This window comes from Lachnospira multipara ATCC 19207 (genome assembly GCF_000424105.1).
In the GTDB taxonomy this organism is placed as follows: domain Bacteria; phylum Bacillota; class Clostridia; order Lachnospirales; family Lachnospiraceae; genus Lachnospira; species Lachnospira multipara.
Window position 1 is genome coordinate 43,710 of record NZ_AUJG01000005.1, and the last position, 20,745, is coordinate 64,454.

The 20,745-nt window shown below is 35.8% G+C and carries 16 protein-coding genes; 1 reads left to right on the forward strand and 15 read right to left on the reverse strand.

The annotated features are described in order from the left end of the window. Positions 1-64: 64 nt before the first annotated feature. The 10 genes from G600_RS0106145 to G600_RS0106190 all read right to left on the reverse strand — a co-directional run bounded on the left by G600_RS0106145 (position 65) and on the right by G600_RS0106190 (position 14,189). Positions 65-1,552: a hypothetical protein gene (locus G600_RS0106145; protein WP_027431159.1), complete on the reverse strand. Its 1,488-nt coding sequence runs from the start codon at positions 1,550-1,552 to the stop codon at positions 65-67. Continuing rightward, positions 1,536-2,600: an ATPase, T2SS/T4P/T4SS family gene (locus G600_RS13925; protein WP_051195395.1), complete on the reverse strand. Its 1,065-nt coding sequence runs from the start codon at positions 2,598-2,600 to the stop codon at positions 1,536-1,538. The genes G600_RS0106145 and G600_RS13925 overlap by 17 nt, the downstream gene beginning before the upstream one ends. Before the next feature lie 14 nt (positions 2,601-2,614). Continuing rightward, positions 2,615-2,791: a hypothetical protein gene (locus G600_RS15665; protein WP_155885947.1), complete on the reverse strand. Its 177-nt coding sequence runs from the start codon at positions 2,789-2,791 to the stop codon at positions 2,615-2,617. Between the two features lie 298 nt (positions 2,792-3,089). Then, entirely contained in the window at positions 3,090-7,514 is a 4,425-nt protein-coding gene (locus tag G600_RS0106160) for a polysaccharide lyase domain-containing protein (RefSeq protein WP_027431160.1), read from the reverse strand. Between the two features lie 384 nt (positions 7,515-7,898). Then, positions 7,899-8,234 carry a DUF5640 domain-containing protein gene (locus G600_RS13930; RefSeq protein WP_034245767.1) on the reverse strand — a complete coding sequence of 112 codons (336 nt, stop codon included), beginning with the start codon at positions 8,232-8,234 and terminating at the stop codon, positions 7,899-7,901. Positions 8,235-8,285: 51 nt separating this feature from the next. After that, positions 8,286-9,338, reverse strand: a complete 1,053-nt coding sequence (locus tag G600_RS0106170; protein WP_027431161.1) for a D-alanine--D-alanine ligase family protein — start codon at positions 9,336-9,338, stop codon at positions 8,286-8,288. 240 nt (positions 9,339-9,578) lie between these two features. Then, positions 9,579-10,952: a citrate/2-methylcitrate synthase gene (locus G600_RS0106175; protein ID WP_034245770.1), complete on the reverse strand. Its 1,374-nt coding sequence runs from the start codon at positions 10,950-10,952 to the stop codon at positions 9,579-9,581. Positions 10,953-10,975: 23 nt separating this feature from the next. Next, positions 10,976-11,560 carry a DUF1653 domain-containing protein gene (locus G600_RS0106180; protein ID WP_027431163.1) on the reverse strand — a complete coding sequence of 195 codons (585 nt, stop codon included), beginning with the start codon at positions 11,558-11,560 and terminating at the stop codon, positions 10,976-10,978. A 179-nt stretch (positions 11,561-11,739) separates the two neighbouring features. After that, positions 11,740-13,119, reverse strand: coding sequence for a UDP-N-acetylmuramoyl-tripeptide--D-alanyl-D-alanine ligase (locus tag G600_RS0106185; RefSeq protein ID WP_027431164.1), 1,380 nt, complete (start codon positions 13,117-13,119; stop codon positions 11,740-11,742). A gap of 44 nt (positions 13,120-13,163) precedes the next feature. Next, the gene (locus G600_RS0106190) at positions 13,164-14,189 is read right to left on the reverse strand and encodes a D-alanine--D-alanine ligase (protein ID WP_027431165.1); all 1,026 of its coding nucleotides are present in this window, start codon (positions 14,187-14,189) and stop codon (positions 13,164-13,166) included. Between the two features lie 163 nt (positions 14,190-14,352). Between G600_RS0106190 and G600_RS0106195 the strand changes: the two genes are divergently transcribed. After that, positions 14,353-15,255 (forward strand): PHP domain-containing protein, encoded by a 903-nt coding sequence (locus tag G600_RS0106195; protein WP_027431166.1) that lies wholly within the window; start codon positions 14,353-14,355, stop codon positions 15,253-15,255. Positions 15,256-15,313: 58 nt separating this feature from the next. Here G600_RS0106195 and G600_RS0106200 read toward each other — a convergent pair whose 3' ends face one another. The 5 genes from G600_RS0106200 to argB form a co-directional block, all read right to left on the reverse strand. Then, positions 15,314-15,913 carry a hypothetical protein gene (locus G600_RS0106200; RefSeq protein WP_027431167.1) on the reverse strand — a complete coding sequence of 200 codons (600 nt, stop codon included), beginning with the start codon at positions 15,911-15,913 and terminating at the stop codon, positions 15,314-15,316. A 90-nt stretch (positions 15,914-16,003) separates the two neighbouring features. Further along, positions 16,004-17,209 carry a class I SAM-dependent rRNA methyltransferase gene (locus G600_RS0106205; RefSeq protein WP_027431168.1) on the reverse strand — a complete coding sequence of 402 codons (1,206 nt, stop codon included), beginning with the start codon at positions 17,207-17,209 and terminating at the stop codon, positions 16,004-16,006. Positions 17,210-17,217: 8 nt separating this feature from the next. Continuing rightward, positions 17,218-18,441 carry a sugar ABC transporter substrate-binding protein gene (locus tag G600_RS0106210; RefSeq protein ID WP_027431169.1) on the reverse strand — a complete coding sequence of 408 codons (1,224 nt, stop codon included), beginning with the start codon at positions 18,439-18,441 and terminating at the stop codon, positions 17,218-17,220. Positions 18,442-18,619: 178 nt separating this feature from the next. Further along, complete coding sequence (locus G600_RS0106215) at positions 18,620-19,804, reverse strand: aspartate aminotransferase family protein (RefSeq protein ID WP_027431170.1); 1,185 nt, start codon at positions 19,802-19,804, stop codon at positions 18,620-18,622. Between the two features lie 15 nt (positions 19,805-19,819). Further along, the gene (argB, locus tag G600_RS0106220; RefSeq protein ID WP_027431171.1) at positions 19,820-20,731 is read right to left on the reverse strand and encodes an acetylglutamate kinase; all 912 of its coding nucleotides are present in this window, start codon (positions 20,729-20,731) and stop codon (positions 19,820-19,822) included. Positions 20,732-20,745 lie beyond the last annotated feature (14 nt).

The following is a 20,745-nucleotide window of genomic DNA, read 5'->3' on the forward strand; positions in this document are numbered from 1 at the left end:
CATTATAAGTCCTGCATACTCTTCTAATATATTTTCCATAATCTTCTTTTCCTTTATCTGTCATCTATAGATATCTTGTGATAATAAGTAGCATATCTGCTGAAATCTTAAAGGCTGCAAAAAATGTTGGCAAATACTCTAAGAATTTCAAACCGCTAGTAATATCGCTATATCTTTCCTCATCAAATTTCTGAGAAATCTCATTGTTTCTTTTAACCAATACATTTATAGTCTCGTCTGCGCTTTCATTTTCCATTTCACCAATGGAATATAGGGTTCTTACAGCAGATGAAACATCAAGACAGTTAAACTCTGATAAAAACTCATAATAAGGATTTACATCTAAGGGATTTATGTCGATTTTTTCCAAAAACTTTTCTAGCTCTTCTTTAATAATAATGGGGCAATTTCTTAAACTTTGTTCTAGTGCTACATATAAAGGTGCCTTTGAAAGCCCAAGACTTAGGTCACGAAGCCAGCTAGTAAAGCCTTCTCTTAAATCATTTACCGCAATCTTTTTAGCTCTTCTCTTAGCCGTTACTGGATGTATAAGAATAAAAACAAGTGAAATTAATAGATAGATAGAAATTATCTCTAGTTTTAAAATAAAGCAAATTATTGCTGCAAGTAAAATTATTACAATTAAGGGAATGCTTATTAGATATAGGCTTTTTGTGCTCTTTTTAAAGGCTAAGTTATAATTATCCATTATCTTTTTATCAGACCTTAGGCTCTTTAAATAATCCCCTTTATAGCTAGATAAATTCCAGCTAAGAAAAGCTATGGATAAAATTAGGAAAACGCTTGTTGAAATGTTATATGAAAGATCTTTTGTAATATCAATTGGATTTTGTGAAAAACGATTTAGACTAAGGCAAAGATAAGAAGTAATTAAGGCAAGTCCTATACTTATAAATAAACCGATTGTTGTATCTCTTCGTATTTTTTTAATTTCTTTTTGAAATTTATAGACACTACTTACCCAGTTATCAAAGTCATAATTTAAAACTTCTATGGAATTTCTTGTATTACCACCCTTCTTTTCTACCGCCATTAAAAATTTATGTAAAGCCCTCATTCTATCGCAACCATATTCGGCTTCAATGATATCAAAGGCGTCTTTGTACACATTTTCACCTACACCAAAGGAAAGTTCATCAAGAGCTTTCTTTATACAAGTCTTTAACTTGCCCTCGCTAATCTTATAGCTATCCTTAAGTGCCCTGTCGATTTTAGAGCTACGTCTAAAGGAATAAAGCATCTGGTGTAAATAAATATCCACGTCCTTAAACTTATTCTCATTACTGGCTGCTAAATATTTTCTTCTAATAATTATTGGAACTTGTGTTAAAAAGAAAACTGCCACAAGGCAATTAAAAAATAGACCAATTTTAAATAAAAGACAAAAGGAAAAGACTAATATAAAGCTTAAAAGCATTAATAGTAAATAAAGCTTTAAATTAAAGCCTTTAGTTCTTCCTTGACTCTCTGTATCTTTATAAATATCCTTTTTTATCTGCTTGTAGGAGAAATAATTAATTATTCTCTTCATAGAACAAATCTCCTCCCTTTTGGCTAACAAATGGATCAACGATGCCGTATTTTAAAAATTTTTCTTTGATTTCTTCTGGAAGCTCTTTTGTAATTAATTTACCATTATCATAAATTAGATAACATTTATTCTCGTTATTCTCTCTTACTAAAAAGCCTAGCTGGCTAATTCTTCTTTGTTCAAATTTATCACATTCCACTAGGCAAACTAGGTCGATATACTGATAAATGTTATTGATAAATCTATCTGAAACTCCCGAGTCTCTAAGCATATTAAACATTCTATCTGGCATATCACGAACATCATCAAGATGCATTGTAGTCATACAGATAGCTCCTGTAGATAAGCTATTTAAAAGGTCTAAAACCTCCTCGCCTCTTGATTCTGAAAGTAAAATCCAATCCACATTGTGTCTAAGGCCAGCCCTAATAATGTCTGCATAACCAAGCTTAGAATCCACATAAAACTCCACACATTTTTTGTGAGGGTTAAGTTTTCTATAGTGAATTTCCTGATTATCCTCGTATACGCCTACCTTTTCCCTTGCCGGTATAAATGTGGACATATACTTTAAAAGCTCTGTCTTTCCCGCATGTGGTTGACCACCGATTACAGTAGTTAAGTGGGCTATGGTACTATTTTCAATAAGGGCTAAAATCTCCTCACTGCAATAATTAGACTTTATTAAAGTCTCATGATCAAATCTTAATTTCTCAGGGATTTTTCTGATGGCAACACTTTTCTTGCCGGTTCTTGACTCGTGCCAAATAGAAATTCTAAGACTTTCAGTGTTAGCCTCCAAAATTGGATGAATTCTATTAAAGGCAACTTCCATAATATTTGCTAACTTAATCGATAAGTTATCTAAGAATTTATCTGAAATCTCTTTTGAAGAAATGCGACATCCTCTGCCAAGTTCTGTAATCCAAAGGTTATATCCATCCCATTCAATATCCGTTATATTATCATCATTAATTTCTTCAATAAGCTCGCTAAAGAGCTCTTCTTTTCTATAACTTAGGGCTCTATTTAATTCTTCATTAATCATTAAACAAACCCTCTTTAGTTAGATTCTGCATCAATTGCATTATAAATCTGATTCTCATAAGAGATGCTATCAACAGCTCCCTTTGTCTTTGTTGAAACGATTGTTACTACAGCGGCTGTTAAAAGTGTAGCTGCTAAAACTCCTGCTAGGGCAATAATTACCTTTCCGTAATGTTCAATAATATCATGCATATTATTTCCTCCTTGATTTAACTTTTGTAAAATATTAATTTAAATAAAAATGAAAATTGTTGCGACTTGCAACTAAAGAAAATGATTACGGGTGAAATATTAACATAGGATTTTGGATATGTAAACTAGGGAAATGAATTGTGTCGTTTTTTTACAATCTAGGAAGTGCTTGTAGGGGAAGCGCTCGCACACAAGTAGTGAATCGCTTTGCGATTAACTACAAAAAGAAGAAAGGCGCCAATTGGCGCCTTTCTAAATTTGGAAGTCTATGATTATAAGTTATACTCTTGTTAGCAAATTACTCCTCAATTCTTCTCTTTTTTACTAAAACAACTGCACCCATGCTTAATGTTAACATAATTGCTAATGGAAGCACTGGATTTGTATCAGCTGTCTTCTTATCTGTTGTAGCTGTCTCAGATGTAGCTGCATCATTTGAAACTACTGCAACATCTGTTTTTGAAACTACTGCTGAATCTGCTGCAACTTCTGTAGCTTCATTTTTATCATTTACAAGCTCTGTATCCTCAGCTTTTGCTGCAAGTAATGTAAAGCTTGTAGTTGCATTTCCATCTGTTGAAACAATTTCAACGCTGTGTCTACCATCAATTAATGTATCAAGGTATGCAGACTTTACAGTTACAATTGTAGAACCTGATGCAAGTGTGTAATTTTCTTCATCAACAATTACGCCATCAATCATAAGCATATCAAATTTATCAAGATCTGCAGAGCTTCTAAGAACTAAGTCCTGACCTCTTTCAAGTGTCTGATCTGCACCATCTAACATTTCATAAACAACTGATGTTGCTTCAAATGTTGGCTGTAATGACTTAGCTGCATCTGATGTTACATCAAGTCTTGCACCTGAATTTGATGGAGCTGCACTTGTAAGAACAAGTAAGCCATGCATGTTGATTGTTCCATCTTCGTTTCTTGTAGGAAGATTTGTAAGGTCTACATTTTCAAACCAATCATCAGTAACTACAACGCCCTGATTATTTCTTGATTCATTACCATTGTAGAGGTAGTTATTCTCTGTTAAGAGTGAGTAAGGTACTAAATCAGCTGTTGTTGAGTTCTCAGTAGATGTTACAGAAATAAGACCTGAAACAATCCACTCCTTAACTAAGCTATCCTTAGTGTTAAGACCTACATTATAAACGCCTTCATCACCTACTGCATTACCATAAGATGTACAGTTATAAATCTTACAGTCTGGGCAGCTGTTAGAAGTAATACCCTTACCAATATTACCAAATGTTACTGAGTTCTTTAATACGTGGCCACCCTTCATGTATGAACCACCAAGCTTGAATCCATTACCTTCACCGAATTCATATCCAGCTGCTGTAATATCATCTGTTGTTAACCAACCATTGTTATAAGCTACACAGTTGATGATCTGTACTTCGCCAATTTCACCAGAAATTGTCTTAGCAAATAAATCCCAACCATCATCGATATTGTTATGACCAATACAGCCATAGAATACATTTCCAACACCTGATGTAAGCTTTGCAGCAAAACCATCAGCATCATTTCTACCGCTATCGCAGTTATCAAATGATTCACAGTTCTTAATTACGTTATATGATGGCCATAATAATCCGCTTAAACCAGCTTCTCTTTCTGCACCATCTACTCTACTAATCTGAATACCAGTATTTGCAGAGCCTTCTACTGTACACATTTCAATTGTGTTATAGTTACCACCAACCTGGATACCTACTGCATTTGGATAATAAACATGAATTCCGTAAATATCCCAGTAGCTACCTGTTAAGCTGATACCCATGCCATCAAAGATTACCTCTCCAGCTGTTTCTGCTACTAACTTAATGTGCTTATCAGCTGTACCTGACATAGATCTTGAAATCTTTAATGAATTACCCTTGTAAGTACCATTAAGCATTAAAATGTACTGACCAGGCTGTGCATAATTTACAGCTGTCTGTAAATCCATTGGATCTTCCTTAGTACCAGCTGCTGTTGTACTACCGTCTGCTGATACATATAAAATCTCGTTAACATTTCCTACTGTCTTATAAGATACAGTGATTGAACCCTGTAATGTCTGATAAGATGTAAGTTCCTGAACCTCTGGTCCATCCGGTGTAAAATCATACTTAATTGTATTAGTTGCAGATGTAAGTTCAACTGTTGTTCTTAATACTTCATTAGCATCTAAATGTCCTTCGTAAGCTACTGAACCATCAACATTGTAAACAACAATATTTCCTGAAGCTGTTGGAGAATAAATGAATTCATAATCCTTAACAGATGAAATATTTGTTGAGTAAACTCTACCGCTTGCTGTGCTAACACTAGAGTCTGAAGATTCACCAACACCTGTTGAATCAGATGTTTCAAACTTAATATCAGAAATATTAACAGATACCTTTCTAGCTACAAATACACCAATTGTAATTGAGCCATCTTCCTGTACTGTAAGGCAAGAAAGATCTGAGCTAGAAACTTCTACTCCATTAACTGTTGATACCCAAGCATCATTAGTCTTTTCAAGTGTAAATTCATATGAAGCGCCTGTAGTAAAGTTAGCTGTCTGACCATTAGCTTTCTGCTGATTTGTTGTACGAGTTACACCTGTATAATCTGTTGTATCAACTGATGAGTAACCTGTAATAATTCTCTGTCCGATGAAACCAGCCTTAGCTGAGAACATCTGTGTTGATACAGAGTTAAAATACTTATGAACATAATCTGGTGTTCCCCAGAAATTATAACCTAACATATCACAAGCAATGATACCAAAACCTGTCTGGTTATCAGGTGTAAGTGATGTGTCTGTAATAGTAAATGTAGCTGATAACTTAAAGTTTTCAGTGTTAGGATTTACTGTTGTGTAGTAGTACTGGAAGCCTTCCTCACCATCTGAAATCTTACCATTTGAAGCACCAGCGATTTCAATTGAACCTGATGTATTAGCTACATTTGTAACATCCTCAACTAAGCCAACCTTTTCTGTAGCTGAATCCTTAGATGAAATGTTAATAGATTCTGTTCCTGCTTCTGTTGTAATTACTGCATTTGTTTCCTGAGCAGAACCAACTGTTGCAATATTCCAAACTCTATCATCTTCTTTATTGATTTCAACGCCTGTCTTAGTTGTTGTTGCAACATAGCCATCAGAATTTCTTGTTGCGTTAATCTTAAAGTCGTATGTGCCTTCTGCAAGTGTTACTGTTGCATTAGCATCTTCTGTAGATGTAAGTAATTCGTAATTTTCTGAGCCTGAACTCTTAGCATATACATCATACTTATCTGCATCTTCAAGATTTAACCAATCAAGATAAACTGTTCCATCATCATTAGTAATGATAGATTCAATAACTGGTTCCTTAACAGCTAATACATAACCTGTCTTAAAAGCTTCATCAGAATACTTAACTGCCTCACCAGCTCTTTCAGCTGCTACTACAGCCTTGTAGTTACCACTCCAAAGTGGAGTAAATGTAGCTGACTTAGTTGTATTATTCTTTATTGTTACTGTATTTACTTCATAATATGTGCCATCTTTCTCGTAGTATAAAGTTACCTGTAAGTCATCAGCACCTGTTATAGAATCAACATTTCCTTCAAAGTTAACTACAAGATTCATTCCTGATTCTTCAATTGAAGTTACCTTTGGAGCCTCTACCTCATCCCAAGGAGTCTGTTTTGCTTCACTAATTGGGCTAAACTTTGCCTGCCAGAACTGAGCTGTAGAACCAGCTACATAAGCATAATATGTTAAACCTGCTTTTACATCAAATGTAACTGTTTCATATAATGAATCAGCACCTGCAGCCTTTGTATAAACTACCGTACCATCTGAAGCAACAACATAAAGTGTCTTATTCTTATTAATCTTTGCATCAACTGAAACTGAACCATTAGTAGTTGCTGTGTATTCTAAATAGCAGCCAGCTGTTGGAACTGCACCATTTGATGGACTAGCCTTTACAGAACCTGCCTTAGCATTTGCACCGGCAATTGCTAAACCATCTGTAAATGTACCTGAATCAGTTGCATCATTCTTTGACCAACCATCGCCTCTTAAAATAAAGCCCTGAGTTGCAGTAGCAGAAGTAGTAGTATTAAGAAGACTTTCTGCATCTACTGTAACTTCACTAGCCTTAAATGTAGCCTGCCAGATCTGAGCCTTTGATCCAGCTACATAAGCGTAATATGTCTTACCACCTGTAACTTCAAATGTGATTGTGTCATATAAAGATGCATCTGCTCCTGCTGTTTTTGATACAATAATATTTCCATCACTATCAACAACGTAAAGTGTCTTATTTTTACTTACCTTTGCATCCATTGTGAAAACACCATTAGTAGTTGCAGTATATTCTAAATACGCACCTGATGAAGGAATTGTGCCTGCTCCACTACCATTTTCTGTAGCTTTTGCAGTTGAATTAGCCTTTGCTAATCCATCTGGGAAATAACCTTCATCTGAAGCATCTTCAGTTAATGTACTCCACGAACCTACTAATCTAAGATTTGAGTCTGCATCAGCGCCAACTGTAGCAAGAAGATCAGCAGCAGACCATGTAACTAAAGAGCTTTCGCTACTTGCAGTTGCAGCGTAAGCAACGATACTTGACTGATTTCCAACGTAAAGATATGTTGGAACTAGACTTGTGACCATGAGAGCAGACATAACTGATGCGGCAATTCTCATAGCCTTATACTTCTTAAAGTTCTTAATCATAAATACCTCCCTAATTTATACTAAAAAATGCTCCGTCCCTTAGCATTTTTTAATCTAGTGGTGATAATTGGTGCAAAATATGTGTAAAGCCACCCCGCGAAATACCTTGTTCACCAATAAATCAACCAGCTAGATATATTTACCAAGAATTTAAATTCTCGGTAGGTATTATTATACATATTGCACATAAAAAGTAACACCCTCTAAAATGGGGGTATTTATACAAAATAGTTCACTTAGGGAAATTTACCATTTTTCTTTTTAAAAAAGATTTGTATTAGTGCAAAATAGCAAAAGGAGCTAACAAAGTAAAACTTTATCAGCTCCTTAAATATCAATTGTTCTCTTATAAAATCAAACTAAATTGCCCAACACAAGTTAATTTTACTGCTTAGTTAACTCAATAGTAACGTTAGCATCATCTGTTAACTTTAATGTCTTATCTGACAATTCATAAGTATACTCATCTTCTTCTGTTGTACCAAGAAGAGTCATAGTAAGTGTAATTGTATCATCTTCAACCTTATATTCAAATGGTACTGAAACGCCACTTAAATCAAGAGAACCTGTTCCATCCTTTTCAAAAACAAAAGTATAAGCAATATCATCCTCAACCGATGTCCATGTACCAACAACTGACTTGCTTCCACCACATGCAACTAATGTGAAAAGTAAAACTGAAGCAAAAATAACAGTTGTCATTTTCTTAAAAGTCTTCATATTATTTCCTCCAAATTAATATTCAATAGAATACTAATATACCTAATTTAGCTAGTTTTGTCCATTATTATGACCTATATAATATCTAGCTTTTTTAATAATTATATCAATTAACTGATCATAATAAATGTCATCTGCTGCCGTCATATTTGGATATACGCTTGTATCTAACATATTTGGAAGACTATTGATTTCAAGTAAGTAAATTTCTCCCTCATCACTCATAATCAAGTCAGCCTTTGCATAGATATCCATATCAAGGATGTCGCAAGCCTTTTCCACTAAGCGTTGCATTTTCCTAGCTGTATCCTTATCAAGATTAGCTGGACAAATCTTCTCGCTTTCCATGTCTGGATCCCACTTGCTCTTATAATTATTAAAGCCATCCTTTGGTCGAATCTCCATAACAGGAAGTGCCTTGCCATCAAGAATACCTACAGAGAACTCTCTACCCTCTATGTACTCTTCAACGATAATCCTATTGTCGAAGGAAAATGCATCTTGAATCGCTCTTGTTAACTCTTCGTCGTTATTTACCAAAGAAACGCCAATACTTGAACCTGTACTACATGGTTTTACAACACATGGATAAGGAACATATTCTGCCTTGTGGCCCTTCTTTAACATAAAGCCCTTTGGCATTAGAATACCTTCTGGTACTAATACCTTTTTTGTAAGATATTTATCAAGAGATAGTAGGCAACTCATCTGACTTGAACCTGTATATTTTACATCTAATAAGTCAAAGACTGCCTGAATATGTCCATCTTCACCAACCTTACCGTTTACAGACATAAAGACTAAGTCGGCTTTTCTACATATATCGATTACATTTTCACCAAAAATACCAAGTTTACCTTCTTGTCGTCTTATTACTTCGTCATTAACTTCTGAGGTCCTGTTCTTTAAAAGCTTAATCTCCTTTTCAAGGTTATTGTCCTCCTTAAAAAATCCATCCACTCTTTCGCTATCAATACCAAAGAACAAGTCCAAAATATTAGCTTCATGACCTAATCTACGTAAGCTTGAGCAAATGTTATATGCCGAATATAAAGACATGTTACGTTCGCTGCTTACACCCCCAGTTAAAACAACAATTTTCATAAATCCACCTCATTCTCGCTAGATGTTAAATTGTTAAATCCCTTAAACAAAGATTACTACAACATTAAATATTTGTAAAGCGGACATTCGGAATCCGCTTCGCTACTTCCTCATGAACGCAGTGGCACTTTGTGCCACCTGTCAGAAGGGGCTTTAACCCCTTCTGACACTAGTAAGCTTTATACCCCGCTTAAAGCTTACGCTTTTGAAGCGGGGGATTGCTTACACTGCGTTCAAGTGTTATCTATCTTCTAGTGGTATATAGTCTCTTCTCTCCTGCACATTCATGTAAGCCGGTCTAATAATCTTACCACAGTTGATTAACTCTTCAATTCTATGGGCTGACCAACCTGAAATTCTAGCAATGGCAAAAATTGGAGTATAAAGCTCCATAGGAAGCCCCAACATTCTATAAGCAAAACCTGAGTAGAAATCCACATTTGCAGAAACACCCTTATAGATTTTTCTTTCCTTAGCTATAAGTTCTGCGGCAATTCTTTCTACATTTGTCATTAAATGATACTCTTCTTCCATACCTTTTTGCTTTGAAAGTTTCTCTACATAACCCTTAAAAGCTCTAGCTCTTGGATCTGATAGAGAGTAAACCGCATGACCCATTCCATAAATAAGTCCAGTTTTATCAAAAGCTTTTTTATGTAAAATGAGATCAAGATACTCTGCTATTTCCTCTTCATCATTCCAATCCTCTACATGTTCTTTAATGTCCTCAAACATCTTAACCACCTTAATATTGGCGCCACCATGCTTTGGTCCCTTTAAAGAGCCAAGGGAAGAAACTACTGCCGAATAAGTATCTGTGCCTGAAGAAGTTACTACATGAGTTGTGAAGGTAGAATTATTACCACCGCCATGTTCTGCATGCAAAACCAAAGACACATCTAGTAACTGGGCCTCTAGCTTAGTGTATTTGCTGTCCGCTCTAAGGAGCCACAATATATTTTCAGCAGTAGAAAGGTCCGGTCTTGGCTCATGAATTATAAGGCTACCGCCAAACGTTGACTGTCTATAGGCAATGTAGCTATAAACTGCAAGTAAAGGAAATTCTGAAATCAACTGCATGCACTGTCTAACTACGTTAGGAAGGGAAATGTCATCCGCCTTATTATCATAAGAATAAAGCATAAGCACACTTCTAGCTAAAGCATTCATAATGTCCTTACTTGGCTTCTTCATAATAATATCTCTTACGAAGTTAGGTGGAATCTGTCTGTACTCCCCTAACATCTCTTTAAATCTGTCTAGCTGTGGCTTTGATGGAAGTTCTCCAAACATAAGCAAATATGTCGCTTCCTCAAAACCAAATCTTTTCTCCTGTGTAAATCCTGCTATAAAATTTTCAACATCTATGCCCCTATAATATAGCTTTCCATCGCAAGGATGAGACTTTCCGCTTTCATCAGTATAGCTAGAAACAATCTCACTAATTTCTGTAAGTCCGGTTAAAACACCTTTACCATTTAAATCACGCAATCCTCTTTTTACCTGGTATTTCTCATATAAGGGTTCGCTAATCTTGTTATTTGAACGTGCTTTGTTGGCTAACTCTTTAATATCCTGTGTAACAAAGGAAAAGTTCTTTTCTGTAATCTCCATTCATGTCCTCCGGTTCTTTAATTTTATCGTCTAAGTCTTCCTCCCTCATACTTAGTATGAGCTTGTAAGACAGCCTTTAGTGACCTTACTCTATCTGCTAAGTTACCCTTCTCTACTACAATATCAAGGGATTCTGCAAATAAATCTATCAAATCATCATTGATATTATTATTTAGCAATAATAGAGCATCTAATTTATCTTCATATTCCTTTGAATCAAGGAATTTTTCTACTAAACTAGCGATTCTATCTTCCTTTGAACTAGAATCTGTCTCTGGGCTTGTAGCTTCTATCTGACCTGCTGTTGCAAAAACTTCTTCTGCCTTTGAAAACGCAGTTTCTGCCTCATCTATTGGGCTTACATTTCCAAATTCATCTAGTGAAACCTGGCTAAATCTGTACTTTTGCTTAACCTCTGGGTATTTCACATGGTCTACTTCACTCATAAACATATCAAGAGGTCTTACATACTGCTTAAAATCCCCATATAAAGCCTGATATAAAACTAGGGCCTCCTTTGTTTCTGAATGGTAAACTATATTATCTACTTTGTATAATTTATTTTTAAAATGCTTATAAAAGCCACCTATAACTAGTTTTCTTGACATTATTAAATTACCTCCATACCAAATCTAAATATATTTTACTATACTTTATAACTATTTACAAACGAACAGTTATAAATTTAAAAAAGAATCCTAAGAATTTTACTTTCCTAGGATTCTCAATCATTATCTTTATTCTAATCTATGATTTTATTATTAATTTACCGCTAGAAATCAAAGACTTAGAAATTCTTTAACTCTTCCACTAGCTCTTCAAAATGCATACCATGAGATGCCTTAACTAAGATGCTATCATTTTCATTAATTAAGTTAGTCATCTGGCCTCTAAATTCATCCTTTGTATTAAAGTGATGAGCTTCCTTATCGCCTTCTAAGCCTTCATAGATATTCTTAGCCAAATCACCTATTGTAAGAACAAGATCAATGTCCTTATCCTTAATATATTCGCCAACGCCTCTGTGAAGTTCCTTCTCCTCAGTGCCAAGCTCAAACATATCACCAAGAAGTGCAACCTTTCTTGTATTAGCCATAGCTAGTACATCGATGGAAGCCTTCATAGAAACTGGATTTGCATTATAACAGTCATCAATAACTGTAAGCTTTCCTGTCTTAATGATGTTGTTTCTACCAGCAATAGTCTTTAAATTAGAGATACCTTCAATAATTTCTGTTGAGCTTAAGTTAAACTCGCAGGCAACAGCCGCTGCTGCAAGGCAGTTAAGCACCATATGACTTCCTGGAACTGGGCAAGTTACAACAATTTCGCCAACGCCATCGGCTGTCTTTAAATTGTGCATCTTAAATCTAGTGCCATCAAGACCTAGACTTTCAATCTCATCGGCGTATATGTCATTAGTCTTAGATTCACCAAAGAAAATTGGCTTACTGCCCTTAACTTCCTTTACTGTAGCTAACTTATCATCATCACCATTAAGAATAGCCTTTCCGCCTTCCTTAACGTAATCAAATACTTCTGTCTTAGCCTTTAAAACACCGTCTCTGTCCCCGAGATTCTCAAGGTGGCAATAGCCAATGTTAGTAATTACTGCAATGTCTGGTCTTGCAATCTTAGCAAGTCTAGTCATTTCATTAAAGTCGCTAATTCCCATTTCAAGAACAGCGATTTCTGTATCATCTTCAATTCTAAAAACTGTAAGTGGTAAACCAATCTCATTATTGAAATTACCAAGAGTTTTTAGAGTATTATACTTAGTTGAAAGTACAGAATAGATTGTCTCCTTTGTACTTGTCTTACCAACTGAACCTGTGATTCCAACTACCTTAAGATTAGTTAGATTGCCTCTATAAAGTGTGGCAAGATCCTTTAGGGCCTGAAGGCTAGATTCCACCTTAATATATGCCCCCTTTGGATTATTTAATTCCTTTTCTGAAATTACGCAAAGGGCGCCCTTATCAAAACAAGAATCAATATAATCATGACCATCACTTCTCTCGCCCTTAATGGCGATAAAAAGTCCATCTTCTTCAACTTTTCTACTATCTATTGTAATAGAGCTAACTTCTCTATCTTCAAATGACTCAGGGGCGTAAACTACACCATTTACAGCCTTAGCCATCTCCTTAACTGTCATGCCCTTCATACTACTTCTCCTTATTAAGCTTATTAAAAGCCATTAAAGTTTAATTATCTATTAATTGAAAGCTCAACCACCTTCTGAGTTAACTCATCAAAGCTAATTCCAGCCTCGCTTGCCTCATGTGGAAGTAAGCTTGTAGGTGTCATACCTGGAAGTGTATTAATTTCAAGGCAGAAAATGTTATTATTCTCATCAAGTAACATATCAACTCTACCATAAATAGTAACTCCAGCTACCTTTAAGCACTCAACAGCCCAGTGCTGCATCTGCTTTGTAATCTCATCTGAAAGCTCTGCTGGGCAAACATGCTTAGTTGCGCCATCTGCATACTTATTCTCATAATCATACCAGCCCTTTAAAGGAACAATTTCGATTACAGGAAGAGGCTCGCCATTTAATACACCTGCAGAGAACTCTCTACCCTTTACATATTCCTCAACTAAAACTGTATCATCTGATTCAAAGGCATAATCAAGAGCCTTAGATAATTCAGCTTCAGAATTAACGATAGATACACCTACTGATGAACCACCGTTAGCTGGCTTAACAACACATGGATAGAAAGGATTAGCAAATTCTTCACCCTTATGAAGAACAATTCCCTTAGGCATTGGGATGCCATTTGGAACTAATACCTTCTTAGTTAAGTCCTTATCCATAGAAATTGCGCTACTAAGGGAATCTGTACCTGTATACTTAATATCAAGTAATTCAAAAGTACCCTGAATCTTACCATCTTCACCATTAGCACCGTGAAGTCCCATAAATACTACGTCTGCTTCCTTACAAAGCTTTAATACATTAGGGCCAAAGAAACCTTCTCTAGTTTCCTTTCTTCTTTCAAGTTCAGCCTCAACACCTGCTGTCTTAGCCTTTAACTCTTCTTCTAGCTTAGCTAAATCGTTCTTCTCTAAAAAGAATCTAATCGCTTCTGCATCATCTATACCATAAAAAACATCAAGGACGTTAGCCTCATGTCCATTTCTTCTTAAACTTTCACATACATAGTGGCTTGTTACCAATGAAATATCTCTTTCTGTACTTGTACCACCTGCTAATACTACTATCTTCATAATTGCCTCCTAAGGTCAAATTTTACTTTTCTAAAAATTTTGCACCATGGTCTAATATAGCACTTGAACCTAATTAATGCAATAAAGTAAAAATCTTATTAAGTCTGAATTTTTAAGGCTGTTTTATGATAGAATAGGTTAAAGATAATCGGAGGTAGTAAATATGAGAGCAGTAGATTTACATACACATTCAACTTTTTCTGATGGTACTAAAAGTCCAAAGGAACTTCTTGAAATTGCTATAGAGAAAAATCTTGCAGCCATTGCCCTAACAGATCACGACACCCTAGATGGTATTGATGAAGCACTTTTAGCCTGCAAGAAATTAAACGAATCAAAGGAGCATGAATCTATTGATTCTTTAACAAATGAATCTCATCCTATTGAGTTAATTCCAGGAGTTGAAGTTAGCACTCACTGGGATAAGTGCGAGGTGCATATTGTTGGTTTATTTGTTGACCAGCACAATAAAGAGTTTTTAGACTTTCTAGCGATTCAAAGAAACTCTAGAGTAAATAGAAATATTCAAGTTTGTAAAAATTTTACCGATATCGGTATTCCACTTACATACGAAACTATGTTAGAGCTCTATCCTGATGCTGTTATTACAAGAGCACATTTTGCAGACTATCTTGTAAAAAACGGACATGTAGGAGATAGAAACGAAGCTTTTGATAGATATCTAAATCCTGGAAAGCCTGCCTATGTCTCAAGACAAAAGGTGGACCCTAAAGAAGCTATTAAATATATTCACGGAGCTGGTGGCATTGCAATTCTTGCCCATCCTATTCTTTATCATCTAGGAGATGTTGCTTTAAATAAGTTGGTTTTAGAGCTTAAGGAGGCCGGTCTTGATGGCATAGAAGCACTTTATTCAACTTATAAGCCTGCAGATGAAAGACAAATCAAAGAAATTGCAGCTAAGTATGATTTAATGCTATCTGGTGGTTCTGATTATCACGGGAGTAATAAGCCACATATTGACTTAGGGGTTGGTATGGGTAAGTTATTTATTCCAGAGGAGATTTTAGAGAATTTAAAAGCCTATAAAAATCAAAGAATCTAATTTAAAAGTCAAGGCGCGGTAACTAAGTTTAAGCTTAATTACCACGCCTTTTTTATCCTTATTCACTTGTGGTCTCCCCACTTTCAGTGCTAGCATTTTCATCATTAGCAGAAATTATAGTTAAAAATTCCTGCAACTTGGAAGAAGCACTTGTAAAGGCATAGACATATTTTACATTGTAGGACTTATCCGCATCCATGTTGCCATGCCAGGTGCAAACCCTTACATCATCTACCACCTCGTTAGTAAAGCTGCCGCTACCATTAGTATAAATCACGGTCTTTTTATAAGTTCCGTCATCTTGCTGGTTATAATTGGTCTTTTTTGCATTTGCATAACTAATGTGTGTGGCGGAAGCATCCACAGTGGCGGTCATCTCCCAAAGATTAAAGTAGGACTTATCTTCATTTGAAAATATAATCTTAATCTTTAGATAATCACCATCCGGTTCCATATACATACAGGAATAATCCCCGAAATCTCTATATTCACCAACAAATTGCAAAACCTCAATGGGACTTGCCTTAGTAGTTGTCTCTTCTTGTGTTGACTCAGTTTCAGATTCTGTCTCCTCTTCTGATGCGCTTGAAGAACAGCCCCATAAAGAAAAACTAAGCAATAAAAAAAGTGATAAAATCATATACTTTCTCATCTTCATAATCTACTCCTTTTCGAATAATTATGAATATACTATATATGATTTTACCACAAATTGTTTACTATAAAAACTATTAAAATGACCTTAAGACTATAATTCTTCTACAACCTGGAAGATATAGAACTTAAGATATAAACTCTCATCAGCTGACCAAAGAATTGGATGGTCTGGTGACTGAGTTCTGTATTCTATCTGACGAAGTCTCTTGTGTACTGATCTAGCAGCTTCGTGGATTGTCTTTGTAAATGTATCTGGGTCCATGAAGTGTGAGCAAGAACATGTGGCAAAATAGCCGCCATCCTTAACTAACTTAAGGCCCTTCATATTGATTTCTCTATAACCCTTAATGGCCTTCTTAATTGTGCTTCTAGACTTTGTAAAGGCAGGTGGATCAAGGATTACTACATCAAAGCTCTCACCCTCTTCTACTAATTCTGGTAATAATTCAAATACATCTGCGCACTTAAAAGTTACAGTGTTTTCAAGGCCGTTTAGCTTAGCATTTTCTCTTGCCTGATTACAACCAAGCTCTGAAGCATCAACACCAATTACTTCCTTAGCTCCTGCAATACCTGCATTAAGTGCAAAGGAACCTGTATGAGTAAAGCAATCTAGGACTCTTGCATCCTTACAGAACTTCTGCATAGCAAGTCTATTGTATTTCTGATCAAGGAAGAAGCCCGTCTTTTGACCATCCTTAACATCCACGTAATACTTAACGCCATTTTCTTCAATTAAGACTTTAGTGTCAAACTCTTCACCAATAAAGCCCTTTGTACGCTTCATGCCCTCTAATTCCCTAACCTTAGCGTCACTTCTTTCATAGACACCACGAATTGGCATGTCTAATTTTTTCAAAGCCTCTTTTACCTTTTCAATAATTACAGGCTTCAAGTTATCAATACCAAGTGCTAGTGACTCTACAACTAAAACATCACTAAACTTATCAATAACAATACCTGGAAGGAAATCTGCTTCTCCAAAAATAAGTCTGCAGCTAGACATATCTACTGTCTTTGTTCTGTAATCAATAGCTGCATTAACTCTTTTCTCAATGAAGGCCTCATCAACATTTCTCTCAAATCTAGATAACATTCTTACTGTAATCTTAGACTTTCTGTTAATAAAACCAATTCCCATAAAGAAGTCGTCAAAGTCATGGACTTCAACTAACTTTCCGTCAACTACGCCTTCAGAAATCTCATCGATTTCATTATCATAAACCCAGGCGCCACCTGACTTAATAGTTCTTCCCTCTCCCTTTTTTAACTTAACATAACCTGTAATTGTAAACATAAAATCACCTACTTAGTATATTTCTCTACTACCTTTGCAAATGTATCATAGGCAGTATCTACGCTTTCACCGTTCCAAATCTTGTGAAGCATTATTTCATATTGAGCATAAATCTCATCAATGCCTGCATACTTAGGCTTGACTATAGATTCTGAATAAATCTTGTGTAAGCTCTTAATAACAGAATCCTTTGAAACATCTCCTCTTGCACAAGCAAGGTTTGAAAGGAGTGTTACATTTGACGCATAATCATAAGAAATTGCCTTAGCAACTGCACGGGCTACATCGTATTCCTTAGAATAAGGATTTACAACAGCCATTGTTGTTGTAGATAAAGCCTGACTTTCAAGGCCGTCGCCTAAACTTGGAATTGCACAAACTCCGTACTTAACTGATGTATCTAGATTCTCAATCTGAGAAGCTGTCATAATTGAGTAAGCCACTCTACCTTCTGTAAATAAAGACTGATACTCATTTAACTTATCTTCATCAGTTGAAAGACCGTACTCTGCCTTTAGTCCCTGATACTCTGTTAAGGCCTTCTTTAGAGCCTCTTCGTTATTAATATAGATATTAGCTGTGTCCATGCTATCGCCTTCAAAACTAATATACTTACTTGCAAATGGATAATTTGTCAATAATCTTGAAGCGTCATAAGCAAATGTCATAGCTAAATTATCTGTTGTCTTAAGGCCTGATAGGTCAGAAGCTGGAATCTCATCAAAGCTAGTAACTGCATCTGCATAAATCTTATTATAAACAAGGGCTGAAGTTTCATAAGTCACTGGATAACCATATAAAACATTATTATAAGAAGAAGCCTCAAGACCTGCCTTTCCATAAATGTCCTCAGTATAAATCTTGTCATATTCGTTGTTCTCAAGCATAAGACCTAGTAAATAAGCCTCTTCCACGCTATCTGAAGAACAAAGATAAACATCACAAGCATTGTCATTTCTAATTGACTGGTCGTAAATGTACTGGATATAGTTAGATTCTGAAATCAACTCAGGCTCAATAGTAACCAATTCATTAGTAACATTAAACTGCTTAGCCACATAGTCTAAGTACTTAGTATAAGCATCGTCGTTATACCAAACCTTTACTGTTACTTCCTTTTCAAGCTCTAAGCTCTTAGCCGCAAGGCCTGTCTGTGAATCTGAGCATCCTACTGTTGAAAATATAGTCACAACACTTAGGGCAAGCGCTGCAAATCTCTTTAAAATTTTCATAAATCCCTCCATATTTAAGTTGTAAATTCTAGTATCTATAAAACGGAAACTTTTCCGCAGTTCACAAAATCAAAAACCTAAGGCACAAATTTTTGCACCTTAGGTATTATACTCTATTCTTAGCTATTTTTACAAGGTTGTTAAGATTTCTTACTATTTCGCCCTTAATAAGTTCTAACTAAAAACACTTTTTTAATTTTTCAATCATTTCGTCAACATTTTCCTTAGTAATCACAAGTGGTGGAACAAATCTGATTACGTTAGTTCCAGCTGAGAAAAGAATAAGTCCATTATCAAGAGCCTTTGAGATTACATCCTTAGGATTGATTGATAGCTGTAAGCCCTGCATTAAGCCCATTCCACGTCTCTCTACTACGCAGTCAAACTCACCTACTAATTCCTCTAGGCGTTTTTCAAGATAAGCTCCCACTGTTTTTACATTTTCTAAGACATTATCCTCTTTGAAAATGTCTAGCACCACGTTAGTTGCTGCAGTTGCAAGAGGGTTACCACCATAAGTAGTTCCGTGATCTCCTGGAACTAGGGCATTAGCCACTTCTTCCTTAGCAAGGAAGGCACCCACTGGAATACCGCAGCCAAGAGCCTTAGCAGAAGTAAGAATATCTGGGCAAACACCATATTGCTGATAAGCAAACATAGTACCTGTTCTACCCATACCACACTGGATTTCATCAAGGATAAGTAAAATACCCTTCTCATCACAAAGCTTGCGAACTTCCTTAATAAAGCTCTCCTTAGCAGGATAAACACCGCCCTCACCCTGAACTGTTTCAAAAAGAATTGCGGCAGTCTTATCATTTACTAAGGCCTTAACGCTTTCGATATCATTAAACTTAGCAAACTTAATGCCAGGAATCATAGGGCCAAAGGCCTCCTGATAGTGCTTATTACCAGTAACAGCAAGGGCTCCCATACTTCTACCGTGGAAAGAATGTTCCATAGCAATAATTTCACCATCTGTACTATTATTGTGCTTAAGATAGTAATACTTCTTAGCAAGCTTTATAGCTCCCTCGATTGCCTCAGTTCCTGAGTTTGTAAAGAAAACTCTATCCATGCCTGAAGCCTCAGTAATTACTTTAGCTGCCTTAATGGCAGGCTCGTTATAAAAATAATTCGAAGTATGAATTAAATTATCCACCTGAGTTTTAATAGCATCGTTATATTTTTTATTATTGTAGCCTAGGGCAAATACAGCAATACCTGCACCAAAGTCTAAATACTTCTTACCTTCTCTATCGTAGAGATAAACTCCATCGCCCTTTTCAAGGCAAATCTGATAACGATTGTATGTATGAAAAAGCTTCTCATCTCCAAGCTTTAAAAGTTCTTTAGTCTCCATAAAAATCTCCTTTATTTAGCAAACAATGTCTGCATTATAGAATTTCTCTGCCTCTTCTGAAAGAATGGCTGTACCAATACCTTTATTAGTAAAGATTTCAAGAAGTAAGCAGTGTGGAATACGGCCATCTAAGATATGGACTCTTGATACGCCATTTTCCACAGCATCAATACAGTTATTAAGCTTAGGAAGCATGCCACCACCAATTGTGCCAGAAGCAAGTAAATCCTTAGCTTCTGTTGTTGAAAGCTCAGAAATAAGGGAATCCTTATCATTAAAATCTCTATAAACCCCTTCAATATCTGTTAAGAAAGCTAACTTTTCAGCCCCTACTGCTCTAGCAATAGCGCATGCTGCATCATCAGCATTGATATTATAAGCATGGTGATCATCACCAAAACCGATTGGGCAAATTACTGGTAGGAAATCATCCTTCAAAAGTGAGTGAATAAGAGTTGTATCAACGCTTTTAATGTCACCAACGAAACCAATATCTTCACCGCCGGATAACTTCTTGTCAACTCTTAACATACCACCATCTTTACCACTAATACCACAAGCCTTAATACCAAGCTCTTCAAGTAAGGATACCAGGCTTTTATTTACCTTATTTAGAACCATTTCTGCGATTTCCATAGTTGGCTCATCTGTAACTCTAAGGCCGTTAATAAACTTTGGCTCCATGCCTGATTTCTTAACCCATGAGCTAATTTCCTTACCACCACCATGCACGATAATAGGCTTAAAACCTACAAGCTTAAGTAGTGCAACATCTTGAATTACCTTTCTTTTTAAATCCTCATCTACCATTGCTGAACCGCCATATTTTACAACAATGATTTTACGATTAAACTTCTGAATATAAGGCAAAGCCTCAACTAAAATCTGAGCCTTATATAACTCTTCCTTCATGTCTATTGTAGTCATTTTCTTTTCCTTCC

What these genes read in the sequence shown, in the direction of transcription:
- G600_RS0106145 (WP_027431159.1), bottom strand. Translation starts at nt 1,552, where the DNA reads ATGAAGAGAATAATTAATTATTTCTCCTACAAGCAGATAAAAAAGGAT.
- G600_RS13925 (WP_051195395.1), bottom strand. Translation starts at nt 2,600, where the DNA reads ATGATTAATGAAGAATTAAATAGAGCCCTAAGTTATAGAAAAGAAGAG.
- G600_RS15665 (WP_155885947.1), bottom strand. Translation starts at nt 2,791, where the DNA reads ATGCATGATATTATTGAACATTACGGAAAGGTAATTATTGCCCTAGCA.
- G600_RS0106160 (WP_027431160.1), bottom strand. Translation starts at nt 7,514, where the DNA reads ATGATTAAGAACTTTAAGAAGTATAAGGCTATGAGAATTGCCGCATCA.
- G600_RS13930 (WP_034245767.1), bottom strand. Translation starts at nt 8,234, where the DNA reads ATGAAGACTTTTAAGAAAATGACAACTGTTATTTTTGCTTCAGTTTTA.
- G600_RS0106170 (WP_027431161.1), bottom strand. Translation starts at nt 9,338, where the DNA reads ATGAAAATTGTTGTTTTAACTGGGGGTGTAAGCAGCGAACGTAACATG.
- G600_RS0106175 (WP_034245770.1), bottom strand. Translation starts at nt 10,952, where the DNA reads ATGGAGATTACAGAAAAGAACTTTTCCTTTGTTACACAGGATATTAAA.
- G600_RS0106180 (WP_027431163.1), bottom strand. Translation starts at nt 11,560, where the DNA reads ATGTCAAGAAAACTAGTTATAGGTGGCTTTTATAAGCATTTTAAAAAT.
- G600_RS0106185 (WP_027431164.1), bottom strand. Translation starts at nt 13,119, where the DNA reads ATGAAGGGCATGACAGTTAAGGAGATGGCTAAGGCTGTAAATGGTGTA.
- G600_RS0106190 (WP_027431165.1), bottom strand. Translation starts at nt 14,189, where the DNA reads ATGAAGATAGTAGTATTAGCAGGTGGTACAAGTACAGAAAGAGATATT.
- G600_RS0106195 (WP_027431166.1), top strand. Translation starts at nt 14,353, where the DNA reads ATGAGAGCAGTAGATTTACATACACATTCAACTTTTTCTGATGGTACT.
- G600_RS0106200 (WP_027431167.1), bottom strand. Translation starts at nt 15,913, where the DNA reads ATGAAGATGAGAAAGTATATGATTTTATCACTTTTTTTATTGCTTAGT.
- G600_RS0106205 (WP_027431168.1), bottom strand. Translation starts at nt 17,209, where the DNA reads ATGTTTACAATTACAGGTTATGTTAAGTTAAAAAAGGGAGAGGGAAGA.
- G600_RS0106210 (WP_027431169.1), bottom strand. Translation starts at nt 18,441, where the DNA reads ATGAAAATTTTAAAGAGATTTGCAGCGCTTGCCCTAAGTGTTGTGACT.
- G600_RS0106215 (WP_027431170.1), bottom strand. Translation starts at nt 19,804, where the DNA reads ATGGAGACTAAAGAACTTTTAAAGCTTGGAGATGAGAAGCTTTTTCAT.
- argB (WP_027431171.1), bottom strand. Translation starts at nt 20,731, where the DNA reads ATGACTACAATAGACATGAAGGAAGAGTTATATAAGGCTCAGATTTTA.